Genomic DNA, 15,839 nt, shown 5'->3' with positions numbered 1-15,839 from the left:
AACAGAAATTGTTTAGTTTCTCACTCGACTCTCCATGCGCACCCCTTTAACACCCCACCCCATATCGCTTCAGAACCGAAGCGGGCGGAAATTACTTCCCTTCCAAAAAGATATAAACCTCTTGACATGCCTTCTTCAGGGTTGCAATATTTCGATAAAGTACATGAACCAACCTCATCCTCCATTTCCGAAGGACCCGCAAAGGAGATGGATACCAACTGTAGGTTGCGTTCTCGCCACCAGCCATTCCTGTTCCCACCCGAGCCGCGGCCAACGAGCATGGCGCGGGCTTCCCTACTGTAAAGAGCTCATGAATTCAGTCACTATTTCTAGCGTCCACAAGTATTTGGGCGAAGGCGCCCAGCGCACGCATGTTCTCAAGGGCACAAGCCTAGAGGTCAATGAAGGTGATTTTCTCGGGATTTCAGGAAAGAGCGGCTCCGGCAAAACCACTCTCCTGCGCGCGGTTGCAGGTCTTCTACCTATCGATGAAGGCTCAATCTCGGTCTTCGATACCTGTGTATCCACCGCTGCTCCCAAGGAACTACTCGCCTTGCGCCGCAACACAATCGGCTTCGTCCATCAAGACGACCTATTAATGAATGAACTCACCGCGCTCGAAAATGTCGTGCTTGTGCTTGCAGCATCGGGGTTCGATGAGAAGGCAGCACGCGACAAGGCTTCCGAGGCACTAGCCCAGGTAGGACTGGCAGAACTCGCTCAACGATTTCCCGCAGAGATGTCGCGCGGCCAATGCCAAAGAGTAGGAATCGCCCGAGCACTGTCTGGGAACCGGCGAATTCTCTTGGCTGATGAGCCGTCTGCTGCGCTCGATTCCGAGAACTCCCATGGCATTTTTCGACTCTTCAAAAAGCTCGCATCAACTGGCACAACCGTGATAGCGACCAGCCACGATCCCATCATGCTCGATTATTGCAGCACGGCCTACACGCTGATCGACGGCCAGCTCGGGAAAGCAGCCCCGCATGCTCAATGAACTGATTACGAAAGTTGTGCATTCTTCGAAACGGTACCGCTTCGGCGCAGCGGCAATCGCAGTGTGCTTAGGATTATTCGCATTTGCTGTCTCGGCCGATCTCTTCATGACGTTGTCCCCGCAGCAGAAGGCGCAGTCAGAATTGGGAAACAACGCCGTGCACGTGGACGTGCCTGTGTACACGCGGGCGGGCGTGATTGAACAAACCCTGCCGCAACTTGATTCCCCAGAGCGAGGCTTCACTGCTCAGCTTGAGACTTACGATCTCTATATCGATAGCGATCCTTCAACTTCCCTTGTCTACAAGGAGTCTCACTGGGAAGAGCAAGCTCCCGATTTTGGGTTGGCATTGGTTCAGGGCCATTGGCCTAGCGCTCCTGGCGAGGTAGTAGTCACCGAGGACGTGAACCTTAGTCTTGGAGAGAACACAACTGCATTCAACGGCACGCTACCTCTCCGTATCGTTGGCGTTGCATCGAATTCCTTCCACAAGCATGAAGAAGCTGTGTACGGCGCGTCGGGAACGTGGAACACCATCGACGCTGACGCTTATTCCATGACCTCCGCTTCGGTCCGGCCAATTGTTTTCGGTTCCGAAGGAACGACTCCTGCCGAGCTCACCAACTTCATTAGCAGTCAGCTCGAAACTACAAACCTCGTTGATCGCGCCGCGCTTGACGACGCCTTCTCGGCATCGCTTCTCACCCGAGAAAGCTTACTCGCAACACCACCTTCAGGGTTCGCCGATAGCTATTCCTTCTTCTTCGGCCTGTTCGCCGTTGTCATCCCATGCGCTTTGATCTTCTTCCTGTGGCGGATTACCTACCAGGTACTTCGCCCGTTGATCCAGCGGTTTTTCGAGCTAGGAATCCCGCCCTTCCTATTGTGGAAGTCCAGCACATCCACCCTGCTTCGTTCAGCCCTGATGTACTCCGTCGCAGGACTCGTTGTAGGTGCAGGCCTGGCGCAATGTGTGCGCCCTTTCATTTCGGGACTTGCAGGGTTGCCTGATCCTGGAGTCCTCATTCCGTGGAAATGGTTAGTGCTTCTTCTCGCTAGCTCGCTAGCAGCACTCCTGATTGGCGGTGTTGCCACCGCGCCATCGACCCAGCCGCATCCGTTCTGGAAAGACATCCCGCTGCCGGCCCCATCGGCATCATTCTTGCGTTGGAGTGCGATTGCTATTGTCCTTGTGGCCGCACTCTTCACGGTCGCTTCAGCGCTGCTGGGGCCAGACGTGTTCGAAACCTGGGCGCCATTGCCAACCGTGGCATTGTGCATCGTCTTTTCGCTTCTTCTCGCACAATGTCCGCGAACCAGTCGGCCCTACACTCCAGCAGGCGTGGCCCTTAGATTTGCTGAGAAACACCGTCAACTCATTGGTACGGGTCTGGCGTTGTTGGTCCTGTGCATGGGAACCGCAGTGTTCAGTAGTTCGATGTCGGCCAGTTTTACAGCCAGTGAAAACGACAGCTTGACGTCAACAATCGCCCCAAACCAGGCACACGTTTTAGAAAAAACAGATGACGGCCTAGCCACAGACGCTGATTCCGTTCAGCACGTAGCCCTCGCGTTGGGTGTTCCCGCCCCAGTTCGAGTTTCTTATGTCCAGGCCACGCTAGACATGCCCACGGAGATGTCGGGAACCTATGGCGTACTGACCGTCGAATCCGTTCATGACGTAGAGCAGCTCTTAGGCCGAGAGCTCACGGACCATGAAAAAGATGTTCTTAAGACCGGAGCTTTGGTCCGCGATAACCGATTCATCAATCAAGACCACGTTTCAATCACCACGGGCAAAAACTCAAGTCCCACATCACTTCCAGCGCTAAGCACAGACTTCGGACCTCACTGGGAGAAACTAGCTGGAGGGTTTATCCTCGAATCCACGGCGCAGAAACTCAACGCACCGGCACGTGGGACACAGTGGGTCTTTACGGAACTCAACGAAGAAGCAGAAAAGCGCTTTCTCGATAGCGCTGCGCAAGCACGTATCCCCCACGAGCTCGTGCTGCTACCGCTGGTTCAAACCTCTTCGACACCGCGGGCATTCTATATCAGTTTGGCAGCCGCGCTGCTCAGCGCGTTAGCCGTAACCTTTGTTTTCTCGCGGCAACTTGCTCGCGCTACCGAAGCAATCCAGAACACCTTCAGAGTACTGGGCCTCGATTCTTCCTGGCATTTAAAAATTGTTGTGCTTACCACGAGCGCACTGGCATGTACTGCGATCATTACTGGCTGTATTGCTGGATTCCTCCCACTTGCCGGAATGGTCTACGCAATGGGAGATGGACTCACTTTCGCCATCGATTGGAAGGCACTTTTTGTGGCTGCAGGCGCAATAGCACTAGGCGCTGCAAGTGGCGTTGGCATGACATGCCTTCGCTACATGCAGCGCCCGTCGTCAAGCGCAACTGCTAACTAGATTTCCTTCGGCGGAACGGAGCGCTGCTCCTCGCCGTTGTAGGCAGACAGCGGGCGGATGAGGGAGTTGTTCTCGTTCTGCTCCACGATGTGTGCGGTCCAGCCGGTGATGCGGGCCATCACGAAGATCGGGGTGAAGAACTCGATGTCAAAGCCGAGGATGTGGTACGCAGGGCCAGCCGGGAAGTCCAGATTCGGCTGAATCTTGATGGAGGTGTTCTCGTACATGGTCTTGGCCATGATTTCGTACATCTCCACCCACTGCTCCTGGCCGTGGTCCTTGGCCAGCTCGCGGAAAGCAGCCTCCATGGTTGGAACGCGGGAGTCACCGTTCTTGTACACGCGGTGGCCGAAGCCCATGACAAGCTCCTTGTTCTTGAGCTTGTTGAGCGTCCACTCCTCGGCCTTGGCAGGGTCACCAATCTCGAGGAAGTTCTTCATCACGGCTTCGTTGGCACCACCATGCAGCGGGCCCTTCAGCGCACCGATAGCAGCGGTGACGGCGGAGTAGGTGTCCGACATCGTCGAGGTCACCACGCGGCCAGCGAAGGTGGAGGCGTTGAAGGAGTGCTCAGCGTAGAGGATGAGGGACTTATCAAAGGCCTCAATATCGGAGCGCGACAGGGCCGGCGATCCTTCTTCCTCGCCGAAGACCATCCACAGGAAGTTTTCTGCAAAGCCCTTCTTGCGGGAAGGCTCGATGTAACCTTCACCGCGACGGCGGCGGATGTCGAGTGCGACGATGGTCGGCAGCTTCGCCATGAGCTCCAGAGCGGTGCGGCGAATGTGCTCGGAGTCCTTGGTGTACTCCTCCGGGTCCTGGGAACCAATGAAGGAGACTGCGGTGCGCAGAACGTCCATCGGGTGGCAGGACTTGGGCATGGAGGTGATGAGGTCAATGAGGTGGCGGTCCAGGTGGCGCAGTGCCTTCTCACGAGCGGAGAAGCGTACGAGCTCGCCCTGGGTCGGCAGCTCACCGTTCCACAGCAGGTAGGCCACTTCCTCGAAAGAGCAGTAGCGTGCGAGCTCCTGAACCGGGTAGCCGCGGTAGGTCAGGGAGTTGGTCTCCGGGACGACCTTGGACACGGCGGTCTCGTCTACGACGACGCCGTACAGGCCCTTGCGAATCTCTGGGGTCTCAGACATGGTATTTCTCCTTTGCAGTTATGGGGTTTTAATCAAAAGTGGGCTTGTAGCTGTCCTTGGAGTACGTGAACACGCTCTGGTCGAAGGCGTTGTACTCGTCGTAGCGCACCAGCTCGTAGAGGCGGGAGCGGTGCTGCATGCGCTCGAGCCACTCCTCGGATTGCAGGCCGGTTTCCTGCATGTCGCGCAGGAATTCTTCGGTAGCACCCATGGCCACGCGCAGGGTGGACACCGGCCAGATGACGGCGTTGTAGCCCAAGTCTTCGATGTGCTTAGCCGACAGCAGCTCGGTCTTGCCAAACTCCGTCATGTTGGCCAGCAGTGGGGTATCCACGGCGGCGCGGAACTTTTCAAAGTCCTCGGGCGAGTACAGTGCCTCGGTGAAGATGAGGTCCGCGCCGGCAGCGGCGTAGGCCTTGGCGCGCTCGATAGCGTCATCAATGCCGTGGATACCGGCGGCATCCGTGCGGGCACAGATGATGAAGTTCTCATCGCGGCGCTCGTTGACGGCGGCGGTGATGCGGCGCACCATGAGATCCGTCGGCACCACTTCCTTGCCATCGAGGTGGCCGCAGCGCTTCGGATTGACCTGGTCCTCTAGGTGGCAGCCGGCCAGGCCAGCGTCCTCCAGCGCTGCGACCGTGCGGGCGGCGGACATGGGTTCGCCGAAGCCCGTGTCGGCGTCGACAAGCACCGGCAAGTCCGTGGCGCGAGCAATGTGCCCGGCGCGCTGTGCCACCTCGGTCAACGTGGTCAGTCCAATGTCCGGGAGACCCAGGTCGTTAGCCAGCACCGCGCCGGAGACATAGACGCCGCCGAAGCCACCGAGATCCTGAATGAGGCGCGCGGTAAGCGGATTGAACGCGCCCGGCAGCGTGGTGATTTCTGGTGCGTTCAGCGCCTCGCGAAAGCTCTTGCGCTTGTCCGCATTGCTGATAGTGGAACCAAACAGGCCAGCCATTTAGAACACTCCCTTCGGGGTCTCAGGTGCGGTGGCGAGTGCTTCGTCGGTGAGGCGAACGTTGAGCTCGTTGAGGTCCGTGAGGTTCTCCAGGTCCTGTACCGCGGCAAGGAAGCGCTCCTGCTCCTCCTCCGAGACCTTGCCGGCGGCGAGCTTCTTGAACTTGTTGATGTACTCCTCGCGGCCGAAGGGGCGGGCGCCGAGCGGGTGGGCGTCGGCCACCGCGCGCTCATCCTCAATCACGGTGCCGTCCTTGAAGGTGATGACGGCCTTGCCGCCGAAAGCCTTCTCCTCCAAATCGTTGGAGTGGTAGCGGCGGGTCCACTCCGGGTCCTCGACGGTGGAAATCTTGTGCCACAGGTCGATAGTGTCCTGGCGGTGCTTGCGCTCATCAGAGTAGGAGGTCTCGTAGTCCCACTCACCGTCCTGGAGGGCCACAGCGAAGATGTACATAATGGAGTGATCCAGGGTCTCGCGGGAGGCGTTCGGATCCATCTTCTGCGGGTCGTTAGCACCGGTGCCGATGACGTAGTGCGTGTGGTGCGAGGTGTGCAGGACAATGGACTCGATGTCCTCGGTCTTCAGGCCCTTCTCTGCGAGGGTCTTCTTGAGGGCAAAGGCCATGTCGATCGGGGCCTGTGCCTGGTACTCCGCGGAGTGCTCCTTGGTGTAGGTGTCCAGGATGGCACGCTTTTCTTCACCTTCGGCCGGCAGTGGGACGGTGTAGGTGCGTTCTGGGGAATGGAGCATCCAGGCGATGAAGCCGTCTTCGCCTTCCCAGATTGGAGCCGGGGCACCCTCGCCGCGCATGGAGCGGTCCACTGCCTCGATGGCCATCTTGCCAGCGAACGCTGGGGCGTAGGCCTTCCAGGAGGAAATGAGGCCCTTGCGGGACTGGCGGGTGGCGGTGGTGGTGTGTAGCGCCTGGCCGATGGCCTGGTAGATGGTGTCCACGTCGAGGTTCAGCATGGTGCCGATACCCGCAGCGACGGACGGACCAAGGTGTGCTACGTGGTCAATCTTCCACTCGTGCAGGCAAATCCCCTTGACCAGGTTGACCTGGATTTCGTAGCCGGTGGCCAAGCCGCGGATAAGGTCCTTGCCGGTCAGGCCCTTGTGCTGAGCCACGGCGAGAATCGGCGGGATGTTATCGCCTGGGTGGGAGTAGTCGGCAGCAAGGAAGGTGTCGTGGTAGTCCAGCTCACGCACGGCAGTGCCGTTGGCCAATGCTGCCCACTCGGCGGAGTAGGTACCGTCAACTCCGAAGATGGTGGCGCCGCTTTCCGACGTCTCATGGGCCTGCGCAATCACTCGCGCCGAGGTCACAGGGCGACGCGTAGCTGAGGCCACTGCAACACTGGCGTTGTCGATGATGCGGTTAATAATCATCTCGGTGGTCTCGGCCGGAACCTCAACGGGATCGGCGGCTACCTTGGCAATCTTGTGTGCGAGATGCTCTTCGATGGGAAAGTCTTCGGCAGACTTGTGGGTCCGTACTTCGTGGTTAATCAACGTGTTCTCCTCCTAGGCAATGACTGCGACTGCGATAGCCATCACACTAATTATCCGAGCGTGTGGCCTGCCACATGTGTAAACTGTGGAAATCTGTTGCAAGTCTTTGCGCTATTAGCAAAACTTGTGGAACGTGCAGTTCATGCGGCATTTTCGGAGGATTCGAGAGATGACTAAGCACTACGCGGGGGCGAGAATCCACGCGCTGCGCAAGGAACGCGGGCTCACTCAAGCGGCCATGGCCAAGCAACTTGGCCTGTCCACGAGCTATCTCAATCAACTGGAAAACGATCAACGTCCCCTTACGGTCACTGTTCTCATGCAGCTCACACAGCGCTTCGACGTGGACCCGACCTACTTCTCGCCAGTCAAAGACGTGCGCACCATCTCCGATCTGCGCGCCATCTTCCCCCAGGCGCCCGAGTCCACGATCTCCGAAATCGCCGCCCGCTACCCCGAGCTCATGCCGGAGCTCGTCGACATCGCCCGGCGCGTGCCGGACTCCCGGCCCGCCGGCTCCTACGAGGTCGTGCGCGATTTCTTCTACGACGCCAACAACTACATCCACGAGCTCGACGTCCTGGCCGAGGAGCTCTCCGGCCGGCTGGGCGACAGCCTGTTCCGCCTGACCCAGCTGTCTACGCTGCTCGACCACGAGCTCGGCGTGCAGGTCCGCTTCCGCGCGGCCGGCCCCCACCTGCGCCGCCACTACGACCCTGAGACCCGGCAGCTGGACCTGCAGGACGGGCTGACCGATGCCCAGCTGTGCTTCCAGATGGCCCTCCAGTACTGCCTGCTGGCCTACCGCGAGGTCATGGACAACCTGGTCTCCGAGCTGGCCGATGCCGACTCCCGCGACCTGGCCACCTACGGCCTGGCCCAGTACTTCGCCGCCGCCGTGACCATGCCGTATACCGCCTTCCTCGAGCAGGCCGAGGACTTCCGCTACGACGTCGAGCGCCTCGCCACCGCCTTCGGCACCAGCTTCGAAGCCACCGCCCAGCGGCTAGCCACCCTCCAGCGCCCCGGCGCCCAGGGTGTGCCGTTCTTTTTCATCCGCACCGACCGCGCGGGCAATATCTCCAAGCGCCAGTCCGCCACCAGCTTCCACTTCTCCCGCTCCGGCGGCTCCTGCCCGCTGTGGGTGGTCCACCGGGCCTTCGAGACCCCCAACCGCATCACCCGCCAGGTCGCCACCATGCCCGACGGGCACAGCTACCTGTGGATCGCCCGCCACATCCAGGGCCAGGTCCAGCCCTTTGGCACCCCGCGCAAGGAGTTCTCCGTCGGCCTGGGCTGCGACATCTCCCAGGCCCACCGGCTCATCTACTCCGACGCCCTCAACCTCAACCCGGCCGCCGCCACCCCCATCGGGCCCGGGTGCACCACCTGCCCGCGCAGCGTCTGCCCCCAGCGTGCTTTCCCGCAGTCCGGCGTCGAGGCGCACCACGATCTCAACGCCAGCCCCAACGGCCTGCACATATAGGCAAAAAGACATTTGTATCGAAGAAAACACTATTTCGAGTTGATGAGTAACAGCCACACCGGTACCGTGTTGAGCACCGGATTGGAGATGATTTAGGTGACAAATGCAAGAGTTTTATGCTTTCTCTCGCTCTTATCGATTGTTGTCGCGATCGCTTGCATGTCCATGGAGTTTGGTACAGCTTTTCGAGTAATGGAATGGGTAGCGTTGGTAGTCACGGTGGCAGCACTCGTGGCCATCCTGGCCCGCCCGCAAGCGCCGCGGATGCCGAAAATTGTGGGCGGCCTCGGCGCCGCGCTCATCATCGCGGGAGTGGGGTCCTTCATCGCACTGACCGGCACCGCGTCCATCAACCTGACGGGCCTGGCGGCCCTGGCCGTGGGCTTTATCGCGCTGCTGGCCTACCTCTTCCTGGCCCGGGCCTAGGCCGCGGGAGCGGCAAAAGCACGGAGAAAGCGCAGCAAAAAGGCAGCTGGTCTGACCAGCTGCCTTTAATTTGTGCCGTCGGGGCCGCCCTCGGGGGCGTTTGAGCAGTGTCTACTCCAGATCGTCGTGGGCAACCAGGCGGCGGGCGGCCTCGGTGATGGTGCCGGACAGGGACGGGTAGACCGCCAAGGAATCTGCCAGCTGGTTCACGGTGAGCTGGTTGGTCACGGCAACCGCGATGGGCAGGATGAGCTCGGAGGCAGTCGGAGCAACGATCACGCCACCGATGACGCGGCCGGAGGTCGCACGGCAGAAGAGCTTGACAAAGCCGTGCTGCAGCGAGCGCATCTTGGCGCGCGGGTTGGTGTTCAGCGGCATCATGACGGTGCGGGCAGCAACCTCGCCGGCCTCAATCTCAGCCTGGGTAAAGCCCACAGCGGCAATCTCCGGCCGGGTAAACACGGCGGTGGCCACGGTCTTCAGACGCAGCGGGGACACGCCCTCACCCAGGGAGTGGTACATCGCGATACGACCCTGCATCGCAGCAACGGAAGCCAGCGGGAACAGGTCGGAGCAGTCACCAGCGGCGTAAATACCGGCAACGTTGGTGCGGGAGACGCGGTCCACCTCGATGTGGCCGGATTTCGTGGTGGCCACGCCGACGTGCTCAAGGCCTAGGTCCTTGGTATTCGGGATGGAACCAATGGACATAATGACGTGGGAGCCGTGGATTTCGCGACCGTCCTGGGTCTTGACCACAACGTTGCCGTCTTCAGTACGGGAGACTGTCTCCACGCGGCAGTTCTTCTCCAGTTCCACGCCACGCTCGGCGAGGACAGTCTCGAGGACGTCGGCAGCATCGGCGTCATCGTGCGGCAGAATGCGGTCGCGGGAGGCCACCATGGTCACGCGCACGCCCATCTCCGCAAAGGCGGACACGAACTCCGCACCGGTCACACCGGAACCGACCACAATGAGGTGCTCCGGTTCCTCCTTGAGGTCATAGACCTGCTGCCAGGTCAGGATGCGCTCGCCATCCGGCTGCGCGCCCGGCAGGATACGTGGGGTGGCACCGGTGGCCACGAGGACAAGGTCCGCCTCAAGGGTTTCGGTGGTGCCATCCTTATGGGTGACATCGACCTTGTGAGCTGCACCTTTCACACCGTGCTGGTCTTCGGAGAATGCGGCACGGCCATCGATAACCTGAACGCCGATCTTTTCTAGGCCCGCACGCACGTCACGGGACTGATTAGCGGCCAGCGCCTGCACGCGCCCATTGAGCGCCTGCAGGTTGAGTTGCAGCGAACCGAGCTCGTGATTCAGGCCCATGTCATCCGCGCGGCGGAAGTCGGTGCGGATATTGGCGCCAGCAATAAAGGACTTCGAGGGAACACAGTCCAAAAGAACGGAGGAGCCACCAGGGCCCTGTTCCTCAACCAACGTAATATGTGCGCCGTACTTGGCGCCGGCAGTCGCGGCCTCGTAGCCAGCGGGGCCTCCACCAATGATTACGATGCGGGGGGCTTCCTGTGACAATGTCGCTCCTTAAATTAAATTCTGGGAAATCCGTGTCACAGTGTAATGCTTAAGTCCCTAATCCTCCACGTTGGCGAACTGTTCCGCCACTGACCCAAAGAGCTTGACGCCCACGCCGATTGCCCGTTCGTCTGGAGCCAAATCACCCATGTGGAGATCGTGCTGCTCACCTTCGCCAGACCAGCAGCCAAGACGGGCCATGGAGCCGGGAACCTTCTCGAGGTACCAGGAGAAATCCTCACCGCCGGAAGACTGCGGCGCCTGGACCACGGCTTGTGGGTCGATGGCTTGGGCAGCGCTGGCGAGGAGGGCGGTCGAGACGTCGTCATTAAGCACCGGCGGAACCCCTCGGTGGTAGACCAACTCGTGCTCAACGCCCAACGGCGCCAGAACCTGCTCCACGAGTTTAGAGAACAGAGTCTGCATCTCACGCCAGATGCCAATGTCCGCGGTGCGCATGGTGCCAGACACGGTACCGGTCTCCGGAATGGCATTCGGCGCATATCCTGAATTGACCTGGCCAAAGACCAGCACCGTACCGGTACGGGGGTCAACGCGGCGCGACAACAGACCCGGCAAATCAGTCAGGAGCTTGCCCAGCGCATAGACGACGTCCGCCGACAAGTGTGGGCGCGAGGTGTGACCACCAGGGCCCGTCACGTTGATTTCAACCACATCGGTAGCCGAGGTGATAGCGCCCGCACGAACGCCAATGCGTCCGACGCGAAGCTTGGGCTCGACATGGACGGCGAAAATCGAGTTCACACCTTCGAGCGCGCCCCATTCAATGACATCAGTGGCACCGCCGACCCACACTTCCTCGGCGGGCTGGAAAATCACGCGGATGCCAAAGTCAAGGGGGTGCTCGCGGTGAAAATCGGCCAACGCACAGGCAGTGGCCAGCGCAATGGTGGTGTGAATGTCATGGCCACACGCATGCATAACACCGGGCACTTCAGAGGTGTACTCGAGCCCGGTGACCTCAGTAACCGGAAGAGCATCGATGTCCGCACGGAATGCCAAACGGCCAAGTTCCGTGTCAGGACCGATGTCCACCATGAGTCCGGTCTCAGGAAAGAGCTGCGGCTCCAGGCCATACTCACGCAGGGTGCGGGCGAGGAAGCGAGTGGTTTCCACCTCATTGTTGGAGGTTTCCGGGTGGCGGTGAATATGACGGCGCCACGCGATGACCTCTGCGCGGTGGTTGGTGAACCACTCACTCACATAATCTGAGATCACTGCTTCCTCCTCCATGGTTTTCTATGGGGAAGAGTCTACAACTAGACCATGCGGTTCAGTTAGCCGGGCAGGTCAGACCTAGATATACTGAGTGGTCTGCGGTTTCCCAAGGCACCTGTTAAAGGTCGATATTGCGCGGACCGTAAAGGCGGTCGCCGGCATCACCCAAGCCAGGAACGATGTAGGCATCGTCGTTGAGCTCGGGATCGATGGCCGCTGTCACGAGGCGAACCGGCAGGCCAGAGTTAGCGAGGGCATCCACACCCGGCTGCGCGGAAACCATGCAAATGGCGGTGATATCGGTGGCACCGCGGTCTGCCAACAACTTGAGGGAGTGCAAGAGGGAGCCACCCGTGGCGAGCATGGGGTCCACGACGAAAACACTGCGGCCGCTGAGATCCTCCGGCAAGGCCTCAAGGTACGGGACTGGCTGGTGCGTCGTCTCATCGCGCGCCATGCCGATGAAGCCCACTTGGGCATCAGGAATCATCGACAGGGCTGGGTCGACCATGCCCAGGCCAGCGCGAATGATGGGGACGACAATCGGCGGGTCCTGCAGGCGCGTGCCGTCTGCAGTAGCAACGGGAGTCGTGCAGTCGAAATGCTCAACGGGGAGGTCGCGGGCTGCCTCGTAGACAAGCATGGCGCCGAGGTCACGCAGGGCAGCACGAAAAGCGGCGTTGTCGCTGCGGGCATCGCGCATAAGCGTGAGGCGGGATGTGGCGAGGGGGTGGTCTACAACGTGGATATCCATGACCACCACTCTATAAGAGTTGTGCGGGAACCGATTGGCAGGTTGGGCAGTCTAATAGGACATGACTGACTTCGATACCTTTGGCATTGATACCGAATACACGCGCCGCTTGGCGCACGAGCTTGTTGAAGCCTCCCAGGACTCCCCTACACCCCCTCCTGTGTTGCCGAATGACCCCGTCTTGCAGGGCTTTACGAGTGCACTCGATGCAGCCTTAGAGAACCTGTCTGCTCGGCTTACCCAGGTCAGGGCTGACGCCGCTGCGGTGGCGGAGTCTAGTTTCCTCATGGCGCGTGAGGCTGAGGATGCCGATCATGCGCTCGCCAGCGCGTGTGGGGGTCTGTGATGTTGGAATCAGCTATTGCCCAGATCGCTCGCTTGCAGCCAGCACAACTGCCTAATGTGGGATTGCCCATCGTTCCGGATCTCACTGCTGCGGGCCCCTTGGCGGAGATTGCGCATGGAGATCCGCAGGCGCTTTTCGACGTCTCCCGGCAGGCCGCCGAGGATATCTCCACCGTGCGTTCGGCACTGGGCTCCGCGCGGAGTTTGATTTCAGCAACGGTTCGGGACCTTGTAGGACTGGGATTTGAGTTGTTACAGCGCGGCCTTCCGCTCGCGCTAGGATTACTTATCCCGAACCCGGCTGCTCAGGCCGCTGCGCGTTCCGCACTGCAGGTTCTGGCCATGGAGTACATAGGCAAAGCCATGGTGCGCATCAAACGCCTTGCTGGAGAACTACTCCAGGCAGCCGCTCCCCTAGTGCCGATCGGTCAGCGTGCCGTACGGCCCGCGGTGCGCGGCCGCCAGGACAGCACTGATGTCACCGTGGCGCGCCATGCGCTTCGAGAACCTGCAGTCGAAGGCGGTTCCGAGCAGGGACAAGCCGCCGCGCAAGCAGCCCTATCACAGGTGGGAACGCCCTATGGATGGGGAGGAACGGGCAACGGAAACTTCGATTGTTCAGGACTGACGCAGTGGGCGTGGCGGCAAGCCGGAGTGGAGCTGCCCCGGACTGCGGAAAGTCAGACAGTGGGCCGGCAAGTCAGCGCCGAGGAGCTACAACCGGGGGACCTCGTGGTGTGGGATGGGCACGTCGCCATGTACTCCGGTGATGGACAGATCGTTGAAGCGGGCAGCCCGGTACAGACTGGGCCACTGCGCACTAACAACATGGGGATGGCTTTCAAAGGCTTCTGGAGGCCCACAGGGTAGACTGTTTGCCCATGAACACACGCGCGATTGTCCCCATCCAGCTCTCTTTGTCTGAGGGCGATTTCTACACCCTGTGGGCGCCGAAGTGGCGTCAGAATGGTTCCGAATGGCAGGCCTTCCTTGGCGATGATGAGTCTGTCTTGTTGTTCCACACCGAAGCCGACATGCTGTGCTTCCTCGAATCAGACAAGAAGCATGACCTGCTTGACCACCCCAAGTGGGAAGTCTTTAACTCCCAAGCTGCGGACCGAGTCGTGCCGGACAAGAAGCGCGTCTATGACCTCGTCGGAATGCCGAAGTACCTGGCGGGGCGCCCCAGCCACGAGAACGTATCCTCGGTAGCTCGCTGCTTGGAGGTTGCGCACGCGCTCGCCGAAGTCTCCGCCGCAGAACACACGGTCATTTTCTTTGCCTCGCACTCTATTCTGCGCAACCCTGCGCGCGGCGCGGATCATTACGCCGGCGATGCAGGTTTGAACGAGTGGTCTGGACTGGGCAGCGTCGTTCTCGCGAACTGGCGCGAGGTTATTGAGGACCTCGACAAGGTAGTCAAGATAGTGCCTTCCTCTGACTTTGCTGAGGATGCAACGGCGAACGCGGCTACCCGCATCTCCGCGGCCACGGAGGCTGCCGACGAAGCTCGCAAGAAGGCTGAGGAAGAGCGCAAGGCCGCCGCAGAGGCAGCTGACCCATATGACAGCTCCCCGTGGGCTGCTGCCGGTATTGACCCGGTCAAGATCACCGCTAACCAGAAGTCGGTCTACACCCTGCGCACCTACCTGGATGGCAAGCCGGTCTTCTTGGGTAAATGGGGCGAAATCTTCACCTTCCCCACTTCCAAGGTGCTTACCCGCTGGATCATGGAAAACGATGACCACGACCTAGCAAAGGTCTCCACCTGGGAAGAAGTCGTTGCTGCAGCCAATGCGGGCGAGCTCGAGGTCACCGTTCACCCGGATAACCAGTACACCTTCAACGGTATCGTCCGTGACATTGAGAAGGGCCCCGAGTCTGTTGATAGCGACCAGATGGGCCGCTGCTATGAAATCTGCGCCGATGCCGCCGACTGGGCTGGCGATGATTCCATCAACTCCTACATGCTGCAGAACCCGCGCTTCCAGGATTACCTGGGCTACATGCTGGGTTCCACCGAGCATGCGGGCTATGTTCCGTCCAAGCCCTACACCGAGCACGCGGAGTCCTGGAAGGGCTTAGAGGAAATGCTGACCAAGCGCTTCTCGCGCTTCTAATGAGCGCCCAATAAATCAGCGCCTAGTCAGTGGCGGAGAGGTCTTCTTCGTCGTCCGCACCGTCAGCGTCTTCAGCAAACTCCGGGTCCGCGAGTTTTTCGTACGCGGGCAGGATTTCCTCTTCGATGAGGCGCTGGCGGTCCTCTTCGCTAGCGAAGGAGTTCTCGATGGCCTTGATGGTCAGGTCGAAGAACTCCTCCAGGCCGTAACCAAAGGTCTCACTGAGCGCCACGAAGACATCGCTAAGCTTGTCGCCCGCGACGGTGCAGGTGAAGCCGAGCTGCTGCAAAAGCGGCAGGGGGTGGTCGGCAAGTTCCTCGGCCGGAAGCTCCTCAAGGGGCGCGAAAGTCAGAGCGATGCGACGATCACGGATCCACGCTGACGCCTTTCCCGGGCGAACACCGTCGAGGTCAGCGCTGAAATCATCAATGAGATCCGTCGCGTGAACAAGGCGCGTGGCACCCGCACGCACGGCCGCCACCACGTCGTCATAAGACGCAGCATCGAACTCCCACGGAATGAACTCCTCGCGCAGCGCAGGTGCCTTCGTGAGATCACTCAGAACAACGCCCGCCGCATGCTCGGATGCTTCTCCGTGCACAACCAGTCGCGCATCGATCCCCGGCACCTCAAGACCCTCAGCGGCTGCTGCCAAGGCCTCATCGCGTGAGAAGGGGAACGAGTCGGCGGGGAGGCGGAGTTCGGCGTAGACCACGTGGTCGTCGACAAGCGCCTGCACCACGGAACGAGTGGCCGCGCGCAGCTCCTCCGGGGTGGAAGCATCCGCCGGCAGCGGTACGAACAGCGTGACCTTGGGCAGGGAGGCGAAAATTTCGGCTCCAGAGTCCTTGTTTTCGGGGCTAATCAAAGGTGCGTCATGCATGGGGTTCATC

Annotated in this window: 14 protein-coding genes; 7 read left to right on the top strand and 7 right to left on the bottom strand. The window is 60.3% G+C overall.

Going from position 1 to position 15,839, the window contains the following annotated elements:
* The first annotated feature begins 310 nt into the window (after window positions 1-310).
* Window positions 311-997 (top strand): ABC transporter ATP-binding protein, encoded by a 687-nt coding sequence (locus NX84_RS03850; RefSeq protein ID WP_039673965.1) that lies wholly within the window; start codon window positions 311-313, stop codon window positions 995-997.
* A complete protein-coding gene (locus tag NX84_RS03845) occupies window positions 987-3,422 on the top strand; it encodes a hypothetical protein (RefSeq protein WP_039673963.1) in 2,436 nt (811 codons plus the stop codon). Before NX84_RS03850 ends, NX84_RS03845 begins: the two co-directional genes overlap by 11 nt.
* On the opposite strand, the gene NX84_RS03840 is transcribed toward NX84_RS03845, so the two are convergent.
* The 3 genes from NX84_RS03840 to prpD are packed head-to-tail and all read right to left on the bottom strand — an operon-like array spanning window position 3,419 to window position 7,040.
* On the bottom strand, window positions 3,419-4,567 hold the full coding sequence (locus tag NX84_RS03840; protein ID WP_039673961.1) for a bifunctional 2-methylcitrate synthase/citrate synthase: 1,149 nt from the start codon (window positions 4,565-4,567) through the stop codon (window positions 3,419-3,421). The genes NX84_RS03845 and NX84_RS03840 overlap by 4 nt on opposite strands.
* Before the next feature lie 28 nt (window positions 4,568-4,595).
* The gene (gene prpB, locus NX84_RS03835) at window positions 4,596-5,528 is read right to left on the bottom strand and encodes a methylisocitrate lyase (RefSeq protein WP_039673959.1); all 933 of its coding nucleotides are present in this window, start codon (window positions 5,526-5,528) and stop codon (window positions 4,596-4,598) included.
* Window positions 5,529-7,040 (bottom strand): 2-methylcitrate dehydratase PrpD, encoded by a 1,512-nt coding sequence (gene prpD / locus NX84_RS03830; RefSeq protein WP_039673956.1) that lies wholly within the window; start codon window positions 7,038-7,040, stop codon window positions 5,529-5,531.
* 169 nt (window positions 7,041-7,209) lie between these two features.
* Between prpD and NX84_RS03825 the strand changes: the two genes are divergently transcribed.
* Both NX84_RS03825 and NX84_RS03820 read left to right on the top strand, forming a co-directional pair.
* Entirely contained in the window at window positions 7,210-8,526 is a 1,317-nt protein-coding gene (locus tag NX84_RS03825; protein ID WP_039673954.1) for a short-chain fatty acyl-CoA regulator family protein, read from the top strand.
* A gap of 192 nt (window positions 8,527-8,718) precedes the next feature.
* The gene (locus tag NX84_RS03820) at window positions 8,719-8,952 is read left to right on the top strand and encodes a hypothetical protein (protein ID WP_039673952.1); all 234 of its coding nucleotides are present in this window, start codon (window positions 8,719-8,721) and stop codon (window positions 8,950-8,952) included.
* A gap of 111 nt (window positions 8,953-9,063) precedes the next feature.
* Here NX84_RS03820 and NX84_RS03815 read toward each other — a convergent pair whose 3' ends face one another.
* The 3 genes from NX84_RS03815 to upp all read right to left on the bottom strand — a co-directional run bounded on the left by NX84_RS03815 (window position 9,064) and on the right by upp (window position 12,481).
* The gene (locus NX84_RS03815; RefSeq protein ID WP_039673950.1) at window positions 9,064-10,488 is read right to left on the bottom strand and encodes an NAD(P)H-quinone dehydrogenase; all 1,425 of its coding nucleotides are present in this window, start codon (window positions 10,486-10,488) and stop codon (window positions 9,064-9,066) included.
* A 57-nt stretch (window positions 10,489-10,545) separates the two neighbouring features.
* On the bottom strand, window positions 10,546-11,742 hold the full coding sequence (locus NX84_RS03810; RefSeq protein WP_370664342.1) for an amidohydrolase: 1,197 nt from the start codon (window positions 11,740-11,742) through the stop codon (window positions 10,546-10,548).
* Between the two features lie 103 nt (window positions 11,743-11,845).
* Window positions 11,846-12,481 carry a uracil phosphoribosyltransferase gene (gene upp, locus NX84_RS03805; RefSeq protein ID WP_039673948.1) on the bottom strand — a complete coding sequence of 212 codons (636 nt, stop codon included), beginning with the start codon at window positions 12,479-12,481 and terminating at the stop codon, window positions 11,846-11,848.
* A gap of 61 nt (window positions 12,482-12,542) precedes the next feature.
* Between upp and NX84_RS03800 the strand changes: the two genes are divergently transcribed.
* From NX84_RS03800 to NX84_RS03790, 3 genes are read left to right on the top strand one after another with little or no spacing between them, the layout of a single operon-like run.
* Window positions 12,543-12,827, top strand: a complete 285-nt coding sequence (locus NX84_RS03800) for a hypothetical protein (protein ID WP_039673946.1) — start codon at window positions 12,543-12,545, stop codon at window positions 12,825-12,827.
* Window positions 12,827-13,696 (top strand): C40 family peptidase, encoded by an 870-nt coding sequence (locus NX84_RS03795; protein ID WP_039673944.1) that lies wholly within the window; start codon window positions 12,827-12,829, stop codon window positions 13,694-13,696. The genes NX84_RS03800 and NX84_RS03795 overlap by 1 nt, the downstream gene beginning before the upstream one ends.
* Before the next feature lie 11 nt (window positions 13,697-13,707).
* Complete coding sequence (locus tag NX84_RS03790) at window positions 13,708-14,946, top strand: hypothetical protein (RefSeq protein ID WP_039673942.1); 1,239 nt, start codon at window positions 13,708-13,710, stop codon at window positions 14,944-14,946.
* Window positions 14,947-14,968: 22 nt separating this feature from the next.
* Here the strand turns inward: NX84_RS03790 and NX84_RS03785 are convergent, their stop codons facing one another.
* The gene (locus NX84_RS03785; RefSeq protein ID WP_174519843.1) at window positions 14,969-15,829 is read right to left on the bottom strand and encodes an amidohydrolase family protein; all 861 of its coding nucleotides are present in this window, start codon (window positions 15,827-15,829) and stop codon (window positions 14,969-14,971) included.
* Between the last annotated feature and the right edge of the window lie 10 nt (window positions 15,830-15,839).

Source organism: Corynebacterium minutissimum (assembly GCF_000805675.1).
Taxonomy (GTDB): Bacteria; Actinomycetota; Actinomycetes; order Mycobacteriales; family Mycobacteriaceae; genus Corynebacterium; species Corynebacterium minutissimum.
The sequence above is the reverse complement of the archived record's forward strand: the minus strand, read 5'-3'. Positions and strand labels throughout refer to the sequence as shown.